General features: G+C 39.9%; 12 protein-coding genes. 10 read left to right on the top strand and 2 right to left on the bottom strand.

Annotated features, from left to right (window positions below; translation table 11 throughout):
• Nucleotides 1–23: 23 nt before the first annotated feature.
• From B1NLA3E_RS19745 to B1NLA3E_RS19735, 3 genes are all read left to right on the top strand, one after another.
• Nucleotides 24–1475 carry an NAD-dependent succinate-semialdehyde dehydrogenase gene (locus B1NLA3E_RS19745; protein WP_015595586.1) on the top strand — a complete coding sequence of 484 codons (1452 nt, stop codon included), beginning with the start codon at nucleotides 24–26 and terminating at the stop codon, nucleotides 1473–1475.
• Nucleotides 1476–1571: 96 nt separating this feature from the next.
• Complete coding sequence (locus B1NLA3E_RS19740; protein WP_015595585.1) at nucleotides 1572–1844, top strand: ubiquitin-like small modifier protein 1; 273 nt, start codon at nucleotides 1572–1574, stop codon at nucleotides 1842–1844.
• Between the two features lies 1 nt (nucleotide 1845).
• The gene (locus B1NLA3E_RS19735; protein WP_041580708.1) at nucleotides 1846–2184 is read left to right on the top strand and encodes a hypothetical protein; all 339 of its coding nucleotides are present in this window, start codon (nucleotides 1846–1848) and stop codon (nucleotides 2182–2184) included.
• Nucleotides 2185–2419: 235 nt separating this feature from the next.
• On the opposite strand, the gene B1NLA3E_RS19730 is transcribed toward B1NLA3E_RS19735, so the two are convergent.
• Nucleotides 2420–4249: an aldehyde ferredoxin oxidoreductase family protein gene (locus B1NLA3E_RS19730; RefSeq protein WP_015595583.1), complete on the bottom strand. Its 1830-nt coding sequence runs from the start codon at nucleotides 4247–4249 to the stop codon at nucleotides 2420–2422.
• Between the two features lie 163 nt (nucleotides 4250–4412).
• Between B1NLA3E_RS19730 and B1NLA3E_RS19725 the strand changes: the two genes are divergently transcribed.
• Entirely contained in the window at nucleotides 4413–5441 is a 1029-nt protein-coding gene (locus tag B1NLA3E_RS19725) for a ThiF family adenylyltransferase (protein WP_015595582.1), read from the top strand.
• A 97-nt stretch (nucleotides 5442–5538) separates the two neighbouring features.
• On the opposite strand, the gene B1NLA3E_RS19720 is transcribed toward B1NLA3E_RS19725, so the two are convergent.
• The gene (locus tag B1NLA3E_RS19720; RefSeq protein ID WP_015595581.1) at nucleotides 5539–6366 is read right to left on the bottom strand and encodes a helix-turn-helix domain-containing protein; all 828 of its coding nucleotides are present in this window, start codon (nucleotides 6364–6366) and stop codon (nucleotides 5539–5541) included.
• A gap of 243 nt (nucleotides 6367–6609) precedes the next feature.
• Here B1NLA3E_RS19720 and B1NLA3E_RS19715 point away from each other — a divergent pair, with 243 nt between their 5' ends.
• From B1NLA3E_RS19715 to B1NLA3E_RS19690, 6 genes are all read left to right on the top strand, one after another.
• Nucleotides 6610–8547 carry a primary-amine oxidase gene (locus B1NLA3E_RS19715; RefSeq protein WP_015595580.1) on the top strand — a complete coding sequence of 646 codons (1938 nt, stop codon included), beginning with the start codon at nucleotides 6610–6612 and terminating at the stop codon, nucleotides 8545–8547.
• A 100-nt stretch (nucleotides 8548–8647) separates the two neighbouring features.
• Nucleotides 8648–9223, top strand: a complete 576-nt coding sequence (locus B1NLA3E_RS19710) for a hypothetical protein (protein WP_041580707.1) — start codon at nucleotides 8648–8650, stop codon at nucleotides 9221–9223.
• A gap of 43 nt (nucleotides 9224–9266) precedes the next feature.
• On the top strand, nucleotides 9267–10637 hold the full coding sequence (locus B1NLA3E_RS19705; RefSeq protein WP_015595578.1) for an ammonium transporter: 1371 nt from the start codon (nucleotides 9267–9269) through the stop codon (nucleotides 10635–10637).
• A gap of 278 nt (nucleotides 10638–10915) precedes the next feature.
• Complete coding sequence (locus tag B1NLA3E_RS19700; RefSeq protein WP_015595577.1) at nucleotides 10916–11851, top strand: manganese-dependent inorganic pyrophosphatase; 936 nt, start codon at nucleotides 10916–10918, stop codon at nucleotides 11849–11851.
• A gap of 117 nt (nucleotides 11852–11968) precedes the next feature.
• On the top strand, nucleotides 11969–12604 hold the full coding sequence (locus B1NLA3E_RS19695; RefSeq protein ID WP_015595576.1) for an FMN-dependent NADH-azoreductase: 636 nt from the start codon (nucleotides 11969–11971) through the stop codon (nucleotides 12602–12604).
• Nucleotides 12605–12840: 236 nt separating this feature from the next.
• A complete protein-coding gene (locus B1NLA3E_RS19690; RefSeq protein ID WP_015595575.1) occupies nucleotides 12841–13341 on the top strand; it encodes a DoxX family membrane protein in 501 nt (166 codons plus the stop codon).
• The last annotated feature ends 29 nt before the right edge of the window (nucleotides 13342–13370 follow it).

Raw genomic sequence — 13370 nt, 5'->3', positions numbered from 1 at the left:
TAGTTAGTTTGGAGGGTAAAACAATGGGAAATAGCAAATGGAAGGTCTATCCAATGTATCTGGACGGAGGTTGGGTAGGGGGAAATTACCAGGAATTTACCGAAGTGATAAATCCAGCAACACAAGTGGTTGTTGGGGCAGTTCCAACCGGTGGTGCGTTTGAGGCAAACAAAGCCGTTGATACTGCCTCTGCGGCATTTCAAAGCTGGTCCAAAAAAACAGCAGAAGAACGTTATAAAATATTAATGAAATGGCATTATTTAATAGATGAAAATAAGCATGAAATCGCCAAAGTGATGACGATTGAACAAGGCAAACCATTAAAGGAAGCATTAGGTGAGGTTGTCTATGCAAATGGGTTTATCTCTTGGTTTGCCGAAGAAGGGAAGCGGATTTATGGTGAAACGATCCCTGCTTCCGCCCCCAATAAACGAATCATCGTTAGAAAGGAACCAGTGGGTGTAATTGCGGCGATCACACCGTGGAACTTCCCAGCAGCCATGATTACTCGGAAAGTTGCTCCTGCTTTAGCAGCAGGTTGTACAGCAGTTGTAAAGCCGGCAAACCAAACTCCACTTACGGCCTTAAAATTAGCGGAGCTTGCTCATGAGGCTGGTCTGCCGAATGGTGTACTTAATATTATTACGGGAAGATCATCGGAGATTGGGGAGGCATGGTTGAAAGATCCACGGGTAACCAAAATTACATTTACAGGCTCGACAGAAGTTGGAAAGTTACTGATGCGTGGTGCTGCCGAAAATGTAAAAAAGGTTTCACTCGAACTAGGTGGTAACGCACCATTTATCGTCATGGATGATGCCGACTTGCCGAAGGCTGTCTTAGGTCTCGTGCAATCTAAATTCCGCAACGCCGGGCAAACCTGTATCTGTACGAATCGCGTCTATGTTCAAGAGAGTGTAGCTGAATCATTTATTGAGCTTTTTTCGTCAGAGTTGAAAAAACTTAAGGTAGGAAACGGACTCGATGAGGGAATTGATGTGGGGCCACTAATTGATCAGGCTGCTTTATTGAAGGTGGAAACCCTAGTAGAAGATGCATTGCAAAAAGGTGGAAAGATTAGCTGTAGCGGTAATAAACCATCTGGATCCCCTGGGTATTTCTATCAGCCTACTATTTTGACGGACATTACGGATGAGATGGACTGTATGAAGGATGAAATCTTCGGACCACTTGCGCCCATTTCTACATTTGTAACGGAAGAGGAGGTCATTGCTCGAGCGAATAACTCTCGCTATGGATTGGCAGCATATGTTTATACAAATGATTTAAGTCGTTCATTTAGAATGACCGAACAGCTCGAATACGGAATTATTGGGCTCAATGATGCCTTACCTTCAGTTCCGCAAGCCCCGTTCGGTGGCTATAAGGAAAGTGGTCTTGGTAGAGAAGGCGGACACTTCGGGATCGAAGAGTTTTTAGAGGTGAAATATATTTCGATAGGTTTAGATATGTGAGTTTTTGATGTAGTCTCATCTTAGGGGGAGACACTTCATGGTAAAATAGTAATTTTGATTTTAATATGGAAATAAACAATGAGAGGAGCGATTTGTGTGCAGGTGAAGGTGTTTGCCAACCTCCGAGACATTTGCGGCGGGGTTACAGTTGAGGTACAACCCAGAGGCGAGCGTGTTATCGATGTTCTTGATAGAATGATAGAAATGTTTCCTAAGTTATATGATGAAATTTTCACCGAAGAGAAAACGCTTAAGCCATTTGTCCATGTTTATTTGAATGGAAGAAATATCATCCATTTAGAGGGACTATATACTGTGGTGAAGGGGACAGATCAATTTGCGCTATTTCCTCCAGTTGCAGGGGGTTAAAATGGCCAGTCGTGACCTTGAATTTCGGGGTATAAATCGTCGTCATCTTGAAATGTATTTTGAAGAGTTGGGCGGAAAACGGTTGGCTAAAGAATCTAGAAGGGAATCAGAACAAGTACCAGCATCACAAACAAAAGATACCGACACTGACTCTGATTCATTTCCTTCCATATTTGTTGCTGCTGGCTGGGAAGGACAGATTTTGAGTGAACAGGAAATTTCGTTTACGTCTATTTTTAAAGTCAATGCAGTTATGGTTCGCTTTACAGCGGACGATGAAGTAGGATTAGAGGAACTTATTAAGAAATATCGATATAAGACTACTAGGGTCGGGGGCTGAGTAAGTGCCTCTGGCTTTTTATTTTGGAGGGGGAAAATAAACCCGGCCTTTGTTTGTACCGAGGTGGGATAGATTCATGGAATTTAGAAATCTGGTAGCAATATGGCGAGAATATGCTCCTCTCCAAAGATAATAGACTAAATTCTTCTCGAAAAAAAATAAAATAGTATTTTCGGAGAATGAGCCACATCGACTCGACTCATCCTCCGATATTTCTGATTCAGCAATTCAATTCTTATTTCTGTCCAACTGCTTCATCAATAATCCCTAATTCAACCAACTTCTCAACAGGCACGACGCCGTCTTTCCAGCCACGAACTTGGTAATACTCCTCTAGCATGATATCCATTCGGCTCACATAACCTGCACTATTGCCTGTTGCAGGTTCATCTGTAAACCGTTTCGGTAAGAAATCATCCTCACGTTTATCAAAACCAGCAAGGTTATTATAATAGCGCTCTAGATTGTAAATCCGTTCGCCAACCTTCATCACATCATCAGCCGTCAACTCAACACCAGTCATCGTTCCATACTGCTCAGCATAATGCTCGGCATTCTCAGAGAATGAAGAGAATTTGCAAATATTCATAGAATCAGAGAACGAAAGTAAGTCTTGGAAAATTTTCAACAACGCACCCTTACCATGCGCTTCAAGTCGATCTGTAGGCTCTGGGATTCCAGCGATTTCACTGGCGACCGTGTAGCCACGTAAATGGCAAGCACCTCGGTTACTAGTCGCATAACCAAGACCAATACCTTGAATACCCCGTGGATCGTAAGCAGGGATAGATTGTCCCTTAACTGACATCGAAAGCTCCGGAGCGCCCCAAAGAGCTGTAGCTTTCGCTGGTCCATCAGCAAGAACACCGCCGAATCCTTCACGGAAGGCGATTTTTTTAGTCATTTCGATCATAGCATCAGCATCGCCCCATACAAGCTTTTCGTCAACCAAGCCCTTATCATAGGCTTCCATCGTTACAGAGAATGCATGTCCGAGCTCAATTGTATCCAGACCGTATTCATTACATTGGTCAATTATGAAGGAAATAGCTTCGGCATCACTTACTAAACAGTTGGCCCCAATTGACCAAGCAGATTCGAATTCAATGCTTTCCACTCTTGTTTTATATTTTCCTTCTTTGACCTCTACTTCAATTTTACAGCCAACAGGACAGGCATGACAGGTGTTATTACTAACGAGCAAATGCTTGTTAAAATATTCCCCGCTGTGTTTTTCAGCTTCATCCCAATACGTGAATTGAGAATTTTTTGTAGGAAGAGCTCCTGCTTCATTAATTAAATTTGTTAAAACATTTGTACCGTAGACGGATAATCCACCCTTATTCGGAGCAGTTAGTCCACCTTCAAGGAGTGCTTTTACGGCCTTTTTGTTTGCAACTTTATATTCATCCTTTAAAGCTGGCTCAGGCATATTGCCTTTTTGTGCAGCCTTGATAACAATAGCTTTTAATTTCTTATATCCGGCAACAGCACCTGTACCACCACGGCCTGCCGCACGGTCATGTTCATTCATAAATCCTGAAAAAAGCACTTTATTTTCACCGGCTTGACCAATCGTCATGACACTTAGGTCAGCTTCACCATATTTTTCTTTGAAAAATGCAATCGTGCCTCTTGTCCCTTTTCCCCATACTTCAGAAGCATCGCGGATTTCAGCTTTTCCATCCTCAATATAAAGATAAACGGGTTTGTCACTTTTTCCTTTAAAAATGACGTTGTCGACCCCAGCCCATTTTAAACGAGCTGCTGTCCAACCACCCATATGAGAATCTGTAACAGTACCAGTGAGTGGAGATTTTGTTACTACTGCAAGTCTTCCGCTCATCGAGGAACGGGACCCAGTGACAGGACCTGTCATAATACAAATAATGTTTTCTTCGGAAAAAGGTTCTACCTCAGGTCCATTATCTAGGACATACTTCACTCCTAAACCACGGCCACCGATGTATTTTCTGGCAAGATCTTCGTTGATTTCTCTGTAAGATACAGTAGAGCTTGTTAAATCAACAACTATTTCATTGTTTTTAAAGCCGCCAAGATTCATCGTTTAACAACACCTCTTTCAATTCTAGTGTAAAAAAAAATACTTACCTTATAATAAATTAGATACTGAATAAAAAAATTCCTCTTAATATTTAGCTTTTCCGAAATTATTAGTAAATTTTTTTTGAAAATAAACTATAATCATATAGAAAAGAGGGGTGTCTATGCAAGAATTGGAAAGATATTCTAGACAAATGCTTTTTAAGCCAATTGGAAAAGATGGACAATCTAAATTAGTAAAAAGTCGGGCAGCTATTGTTGGAATGGGGGCTCTTGGTACTGTAATCGCCAACCACCTTGTTCGATCAGGTGTCGGATTTGTGAGAATAATAGACCGAGACATAGTTGAATTATCAAATTTGCAACGCCAATCTCTTTATACTGAAATAGATTCTGAAGAAAAGATCCCAAAAGTGATTGCAGCTGAAAAAAGGTTGAAGGAAATTAACTCAACGGTAATTGTTGAGCCGATACTTTCTGATTTAAATCTTGATAATGCTGAAGAGTTATTGGGTGGATTTGATGTTATTGTTGATGGATCGGATAATTTTATGACTCGTTATTTAATCAATGATGTTGCGGTAAAGCATGGGATCCCATGGGTATACGGAGGTGCAGTCAGCTCAAGGGGGATGTTTGCCACCATTATTCCTGGAAAAACCCCCTGCTATCGATGCCTTTTTCCAGACATTCCAGCCGGGCTGGGTGAAACCTGTGATACGATTGGGGTTCTCTCCCCGATAACCGATATTATTGGATCGTTTGAAGCAATGGAAGCATTGAAATTGTTAGTTGGTGTTGATACGAACCCAAATTTGGAGCAACTTGATATTTGGTATAACTCTTCCCTGCAAATGGATATATCTGATGGGCGTAACCCAAAGTGCCCAACATGTGTCGAGCACAAATATGATTTTCTAGATAGGTCCTCTCATCAGCAAATAGCCTATACTAGCTTGTGTGGTCGTGATACGGTCCAGATTAATCCAAGAAACAAGCAGGAGATTGATTTTATTAAAACTGCAGAACGCTTGAAATCAAGTGGAAAAGTCGAAATGAACCCATATATGCTCCGTTTTTCTCCAAATGATGAGATTACGATTGTTTTTTTCAAAGACGGCAGGGTTCTCATTCATGGATTAAATGATCTTGTCAAAGCAAAAACATATTATTCAAAGTATATTGGTACTTAAACATACTAAAAGCAAAGGGAATCGACGCATAGTCTGATTCCCTTTTTTTATTTCGAGGTATATGAAAGGGATCAAAGTCCCCTTTGGAGGCTTAAACCTACTGTGCAAGACATCTTTTAATAAAGTGATCTTTATATTTTCCAGGTGTATAGTAGGCGAATTTTTTAAAACCCTTAATAAAATGTGCTTGATCAAAGTAGCCATAATCGTAAATAAGATCTAATAAATCATGGTCATCTTCAAATAAAAGTTTATGTAAACAGTTTTGAAATTTAACTATTTGACAAAATTGTTTCGGAGAGAACCCTATATATTCTTCGAATTTTCCACGGATATACCGGTCTGAGTAGCCGACTTTCTTCGATAAATCACTGATATTCAAAAGACCACTTGATTCGGTAATATTTTTGATTGCTGAAGCCACTATTTCATAATCCTGGTTCGTATTTGGTTCTAGCCGCAGTAGATACCTTTGAAATAGATTAATTCTATCCTCAAAAGAAGAGGCGTAGCTAATTTTTTCAATAACTGCTGGATCTATTGATGTAACATCGAGAAGCGGTATTTGACGATCAAGCATTTCCTTCATGGGATATTTCAGCTTAATCAGCCCTTGCTCCGGAAAAAACCTTACCCCAAAATATTCACAGTTTTTTTGAAAATTGTGCTGTACTCGCCTTTGCAGGGGACTGGTCCATAGAATGGCATGTGGTGTTTGTTTGTGACAACGAAATAAAATATCAAAACAACCGTCGGGGATTAGAGACAAGGTGTCTTCAGAATTTAATGTAGTTGTAAATTGGTAGAACAATGCAATGTGACTTCCGTAAAAGGAGTCACCTGGTTTGATTTCCTGATAAGAATTCGTATTAAGCTGAATTTCCGGTTGGGATGGAAAGTAGTGTTTTTCTATTAAGGTAGTCATGTTAAGCCTCCTAACAATTCACTGTAAAAATGTTCACATGTTCGTCATAAACACCTCCTTATTATTGTTGATTAGATGGACCGAATCCACAATCTTGTAAGATAATCTAACAAACAATTTGCTGAATTGAATGAATTTTCGGAAATTGTTCCGTTTTTTACAATAAATAACCTCGGGAACTGAGTAACCTAAATATAGAAAACGAAAACGGAACCAAGCGTTTTTAAAAGGAGGAAATAAAAATTGCAAACTAATCAATTACAAAAACAACAGGTACTTCACCCATTAGAGCCATTAACAGCAGGAGAAATATCGAAAGCAGTAGATCTGATCAAAGGGCAAAAGAACTTAACGGAATCTGTGCGGTTCGCTCAGGTAGTGTTACAAGAACCAACAAAAGAGGTTGTTTTAAACTTTAAAGAAGGTCAACCAATTAGTCGTGAAGCGTTCATCATTCTTTTAGACAATGAAACTGAAAAAACGTACGAAGCGGTTGTTTCGATTACGGATGAAAAAGTAGTTTCATATGAGTACATTCCAGATGTTCAGCCTGGATTTTTGCTGGATGAATTTGAAGAGTGTGAGCGGGTTGTTAAAGATCATCCAGACTATCAAGCAGCACTACTCAAAAGAGGGGTAACAGACCCTGAACTCGTCATGATTGATCCATGGTCTGCTGGGTATTTCGGGGTTGAGGAAGATGAAGGGAAAAGAGTGGCGCGTGCGTTAGCGTGGGTCAGAAAGTCACCAGAGGATAACGGATATGCCTATCCACTTTCAGGCTTATATGCAGTGGTGGATCTAAATAAAATGGAAGTCATGCGAATTGAGGATTATGGAGTCAAACCACTTCCACCAACAGGAGCCAATTATGCTCCAGAAACATCTGATTCGATCGAGCTGCGTAAAGACCTAAAAGCGTTGGAAATTGTTCAGCCTGATGGCGCGAGTTTCCAAGTGGAAGGCCACCGCATCAAATGGCAAAAGTGGGATTTTAGGTTCAGCTTTACACCAAGAGAAGGACTTGTTCTTCATACAATTGGCTATGAAGATAAGGGGAAAAAACGCCCCGTTCTATACCGAGCTTCACTAGCTGAAATGGTTGTGCCATACGGTGACACCACGCCAATCCATAATCGACAAAATGCCTTTGATGCTGGTGAATACGGAATGGGACAATTGGCTAATTCCTTAACATTAGGATGTGACTGCTTAGGGGAAATCCGTTACTTCGATGCTGTGATGTCAGATAGTAAGGGGAATATCAGAACCATTCCGAATGCTATTTGTTTACATGAAGAGGATTATGGAATTGCATGGAAGCACACGGATTGGAGAACCGAGCAAGTAGAAGTTCGTCGTTCACGTCGCCTTGTCATTTCCTTTTTCTCAACGGTTGCCAACTACGATTACGGTTTCTTTTGGTCATTTTATCAGGACGGAACAATGGAATGCGAAGTGAAGTTGACCGGTATGTTGAACACTGGGGCTCTTGATGAAGGAGAAGTACCAAAACATGGGACGATTATTGCGCCACAGCTGAATGCACCATATCATCAACATTTCTTTAACTTCCGACTCGATACACAATTGGATGGAATGAACAATTCAGTGGTCGAGGTGAATACCGTAGCATCAAAAGTCGGTCCGGAAAATCCAAATAATAATGGTTATTATATTGAAGCAAAAACGTTCAAAACAGAACAGGAAGCGATTCGTCAAATGGATCTAGCTTCACAGCGGACTTGGAAAATTATTAATCCTGAATCGAAGAATTTTGTTGGTCAGCCTGTTGGTTATAAAATCATGCCTGGTGAAAACTGCTTGCCGTTTGCCAACGATAATTCTAGTTTAATTAAGCGGGCTGGCTTCATTAAAAACCATCTTCATGTAACAAAGTATGACCCTAACGAGTTATATGCATCTGGTAAGTATCCAAACCAACACAAGGGTGGAGATGGTATTACTAGATACGCAGAAGCAAATCGCAATATTGAAAATGAAGACATTGTGGTTTGGTATACCATGGGGCACCACCATATTACCCGTACTGAAGACTGGCCGGTGATGCCAACTGCGTATATTAATTTCCAATTAAAACCGGTTGGATTCTTTGATCGTAATCCGGCATTAGATTTACCAAGACCAACTGCGAAGAAAGGTACAAGCTGCCACCACTAATAAGCAGGGGGAGTCAAATCTCCCCCAACCTTGAAAATCAAAATTAACTCTGAGAAATAATAACAGATGCTTGAGCTTTACGAAATGAGGTGAAATGAAAATGCTGATTAGTTCTATTTTAGTTGTAATCTATTTGCTAGTTTATATTCGAAATGTATATCTGCAAAAGGGCAACGTCAATCCAATGACGGGGAAAATGATTTCGATGGGATTAGGGATGATGAATGGATTAGTTATTGGGGTATTGGCAGGGGTGTTTTTACAAAGTCAACTAGCGCTATCAACGGTTTCCGCAGTCATGATTAGCTTGATTATAGCAATTGTAATCGGCTACCCCTTTGGAATCCACGGAATGATCGAGGCAGCCTGTTCAAGCGCAATGGGGGGAATGATGGGAGCTATGCTTGGGGAAATGCTTCGTACAGATGAGATAAGCTTGATGCTATTATTTATGGACTTTATTTATGTTATCAGTATGGCGATTGTTTTATTGGCCCTTCATAAAAAAAATCGGAATGAAACAGTCGTACCATTCGGTAAAAAGCAATCCACCTCATTAATTTTTTCAATCATCATTCCCATATTGGTTGCAGCATCAGTAAACCTTGTTGACTTGAATGCGCATCCTGCAAAGCAAAGTGAAGAGGTTCAACAACATCAGCACCACATGCCGTAAGGTTCTTTTTGAAAATTAGTCTAGTAAAAGGGAGGAAAAAAATATGCATCTGTTAAAAAATAAATCTTCTTTAATTGGAATGTCGTTATTATTTTTATTGGTATTACCAATTAATGCATTTGCTGCTGAAAAAACTCCCGCCATTGACACAGGCGATACAACTTGGATGTTAATTGCGACAGCTATTGTTCTTTTTATGCACGTGCCAGGTCTTGCACTATTTTATGGTGGATTAGTCAGTGAACGAAATGTAATTTCAACGATGATGCACAGTTTCGTCAGTTTATTAATTGTCACGGTTGTCTGGGTACTTTGGGGCTACACTTTAACCTTCGGTACCGATGCAGCTGGTTTAATTGGCTCCTTAGATTTCCTTGGATTGAAAGGAATAGGAGTAGGAAATAGTTCCTTAGGTTTTACGATACCTGATTTAATCTTTGTGATTTTCCAAGGCGCTTTCGCAGCGATTACGGTTGCCATTATTTCAGGGGGCATTGCCGGTCGAATTTCATTCCCTGCTTGGACGATGTTCACAGTATTATGGGTTACATTCGTTTACGCTCCAATGGCTCACTGGGTATGGGGTGGCGGCTGGTTATTCAAAATGGGCGAGCTTGACTTTGCTGGAGGGACAGTTGTTCACATTCTATCTGGTGTCAGTGCTTTAGTTGCCGCCATTGTGATTGGACCGAGAAATGAAAAACTGCAGATGGAGCACGCACCGCACAATATTGTTTTCTTTCTCATTGGTGCCGCAACACTTTGGTTTGGCTGGTACGGATTTAATGCGGGTAGTGCATTAGGATCGGGGAGTATCGCAGCTCTTTCTTTCGCTACCACGACCGTGGCAGCAGCAACAGGAGGACTTGGTTGGTTATTGATTGAATGGAAGATTCGCAAGCGTCCAACGTTGGTAGGTGCAGCGACGGGTGCCATTGCAGGCTTAGTAGCCATTACACCTGCGACAGGTTTTGTCACAGTTCAATCAGCTTTACTAATTGGCCTGATTTCAGCACCAATTTGTTATTTCGGAATCAATTTTGTAAAGGTTCGCTTTAAATATGATGATACATTAGACGCATTTGGGGTCCATGGGATTGGTGGAATTTGGGGGGCGATTGCCACTGGGATCTTTGCTACAAAAAGTGTTAATGAAGCAGGTAATAATGGATTACTCTACGGGAATCCAGAGCAATTGCTCCATCAATTGGTTGGGGTAGGAGCAGCAGTTTTATTGGCATCAGTTGGTACTTTTGTGATTTTAAAAGTGATCAGCCTGTTCACTGCCATCCGTGTAAGCAAAGAAGAGGAATTAATGGGATTAGATTTAAGCTTCCATGAAGAGGTTGCATATAATTCAACTACTCAATCACCTCCGTTAAATCAGTTAAATACTAAACACGAAGTCCTGTAGGGGCAACAAGTGAATATTCAATACTTTGGCAATCCTTCATTATTAGGGTTGCTTTTTTTGTGTTAAACTAGTCTGTTGATTTGCGATCCAATCAACTGGGAGGGTAAAATCAACATTGTGCACTAACAAAGCCTTTCGTAAAAATGCTGGTTTGCCTTCAATATCAAAAATAAAAACTTTGTCGAGCAATTTTTTTTTGTAATTTGCGTAAAATCTATTAAAATAGAATACGGACATATTCATGGAAATTATGTAATAAACGATAAGGAGAAGTGAAAATGGAAAAAATATTTATTTTTGGTCACAAAAATCCAGATACTGATACAATTTGTTCTGCTCTTGCTTATGCAGACTTAAAGTCAAAATTAGGGGTAGAAGTTGAAGCAATTCGCTTAGGTTCAGTTAATGGTGAAACTCAGTATGCACTTGACCAATTTCAAGTAGCAGCACCTCGTTTAGTGGAACAAGTATCTGAAGAGGTAAAAAACGTAATCTTGGTGGATCACAATGAGCGCCAACAAAGTGCCAACGATATTGACAAAGTTCGTGTACTTGAAGTAATTGACCACCACCGCATTGCTAATTTTGAGACAAGCGATCCTTTATACTATCGTTGCGAGCCTGTTGGTTGTACAGCGACAATCTTAAACAAAATGTACAAAGAAAATGGAATTGCGATTGAAAAAGAAATTGCTGGATTAATGTTATCGGCAATCATTTCTGATTCTTTATTATTTAAATCTCCAACCTGCACAGACCAAGATGTGGCTGCAGCTAAGGAACTTGCTGAAATCGCCGGAGTGGACGCAGAAAGCTACGGCTTAGCGATGTTAAAAGCTGGCGCGGACTTAAGTGATAAAACAATCTCTCAATTGATTTCTTTAGATGCTAAGGAATTCCAAATGGGCAACTATAAAGTTGAGGTCGCTCAAGTGAATGCTGTTGACACAAACGATGTTCTTGCTCGTCAAGCAGAACTAGAGGATGCTCTTACAAAGGTAATTTCTGAAAAGAATTTAGATTTGTTCCTATTTGTTGTTACTGATATTTTAACCAATGATTCTGTTGGGGTTGCACTAGGTAACGAAACTGGAGTAGTTGAGGAAGCATTTAATGTAACATTGACAAACAACTCAGCCCTTCTTAAAGGTGTTGTATCACGTAAAAAACAAATTATTCCACCACTAACTGATACATTTGTCAAAAAGAACTAATTATCAATAAGCCTATTCGCATAATATTTTATGCGGACAGGCTTATTTTTTTTGCCATTATAACTAATACTAAAAACGGTGCACCAATTTAAAAACAAAAGGAGGAATCGAGGAATCATGGCAAAAGTTTTACACATTACAGCACATCCTCATAATGAAACACAATCTTATAGTATGGCAGTAGGTAAGGAATTTATCGATTCTTATAAGCAAGCAAACCCCAATGATGAAGTTGTTCATTTAGATTTATATAGCGAAAATATCCCACATATTGATGCAGATGTTTTTAGCGGATGGGGGAAACTTCGCTCTGGAAGCGGGTTTACTGAACTTTCTCCAGAAGAACAAGCAAAAGTGGGGCGCCTTGGTGAGTTAAGTGATCAATTTATCGCCTTTGATAAATATGTTTTTGTCACACCACTTTGGAACTTTTCTTTCCCACCCGTTATGAAGGCGTACTTAGATTCAATTGCAGTGGCGGGCAAAACATTTAATTACACTGAGCAAGGCCCAGTGGGACTTTTAACAAATAAGAAAGCCATTCACATTCAAGCACGTGGTGGTTATTACTCTGAAGGGCCAGCAGCTGCAATGGAAATGGGCCACCGCTACTTAAGTGTTATGATGAATTTTTTCGGTGTTCCTTCACTGGAAGGGTTGTTCGTCGAAGGACATAACGCCAATCCTGAAAAGGCAGAAGAAATAAAGAAAAATGCCATTGCCCGTGCAAAGGAAATGGCACATACCTTCTAATCAATGTAAAAAAGCGGTTCTTCTGATGAAGAATCGTTTTTTTTTGAGAAAAAAACGATCCTATGCAAAGTTTAATATCCTCCTTTAAAAATAATATTGAACAAATTGTGAATCCTATTGTGTTTTACATTTAATTGATATATCTTAATATCAAGATATTTCACTTAAGATATCTTGTTTCCAAAGTGCTGGCCAGCATGTTAATAAGATTTCAAACAATCAGGAGATGACATAAAATGAAATGGTGGAAAACTCCACAAGCATCAGTAGTATGGACGATTTTGAGAATTTGGCTTGGATTACAATGGTTCGAAGCAGGCATTGAGAAAATTAAAGCGGGTGGCTTTGCAGCAGACGGATTCTTACAAGGAGCAATTGCAAACTCTTCTGGAGAGCATCCCGCTGTACAAGGTTGGTATGCAGCTTTTATTCAGCATTTTGCATTGCCTAATGTACATATTTTTAATACTTTAATCCCTTGGGGTGAAGCTTTAGTTGGTCTTGGACTTATTTTAGGTTTAGTAACGATTCCAGCAATCCTTGCTGGTGCTTTAATGAATTTGAATTACATGCTAGCAGGAACAACAAGCACAAATCCCATTTTATACACAGCAGCGATGATTTTACTTTTTACTGGCTCAGGTTCATATTATTGGGGTCTAGACCGCTTAACTGTTCCTTTTGTTAAAAGAAAATTTGGAAAAGGCAAAGTAAGTCAGTTAGGCGTGGAAAAATAAATCCTTTTTAAACAAAAGAGCAACCAAAA

The sequence above is a fragment of the Bacillus sp. 1NLA3E genome, assembly GCF_000242895.2.
GTDB lineage: Bacteria > Bacillota > Bacilli > Bacillales > Cytobacillaceae > Bacillus_BU.
Note: the sequence above shows the minus strand (reverse complement) of the source record. Positions and strands in the feature narration are given on the sequence as shown.

What these genes read in the sequence shown, in the direction of transcription:
- B1NLA3E_RS19745 (WP_015595586.1), top strand. Translation starts at nt 24, where the DNA reads ATGGGAAATAGCAAATGGAAGGTCTATCCAATGTATCTGGACGGAGGT.
- B1NLA3E_RS19735 (WP_041580708.1), top strand. Translation starts at nt 1,846, where the DNA reads ATGGCCAGTCGTGACCTTGAATTTCGGGGTATAAATCGTCGTCATCTT.
- B1NLA3E_RS19730 (WP_015595583.1), bottom strand. Translation starts at nt 4,249, where the DNA reads ATGAATCTTGGCGGCTTTAAAAACAATGAAATAGTTGTTGATTTAACA.
- B1NLA3E_RS19725 (WP_015595582.1), top strand. Translation starts at nt 4,413, where the DNA reads ATGCAAGAATTGGAAAGATATTCTAGACAAATGCTTTTTAAGCCAATT.
- B1NLA3E_RS19720 (WP_015595581.1), bottom strand. Translation starts at nt 6,366, where the DNA reads ATGACTACCTTAATAGAAAAACACTACTTTCCATCCCAACCGGAAATT.
- B1NLA3E_RS19710 (WP_041580707.1), top strand. Translation starts at nt 8,648, where the DNA reads ATGCTGATTAGTTCTATTTTAGTTGTAATCTATTTGCTAGTTTATATT.
- B1NLA3E_RS19705 (WP_015595578.1), top strand. Translation starts at nt 9,267, where the DNA reads ATGCATCTGTTAAAAAATAAATCTTCTTTAATTGGAATGTCGTTATTA.
- B1NLA3E_RS19700 (WP_015595577.1), top strand. Translation starts at nt 10,916, where the DNA reads ATGGAAAAAATATTTATTTTTGGTCACAAAAATCCAGATACTGATACA.
- B1NLA3E_RS19695 (WP_015595576.1), top strand. Translation starts at nt 11,969, where the DNA reads ATGGCAAAAGTTTTACACATTACAGCACATCCTCATAATGAAACACAA.
- B1NLA3E_RS19690 (WP_015595575.1), top strand. Translation starts at nt 12,841, where the DNA reads ATGAAATGGTGGAAAACTCCACAAGCATCAGTAGTATGGACGATTTTG.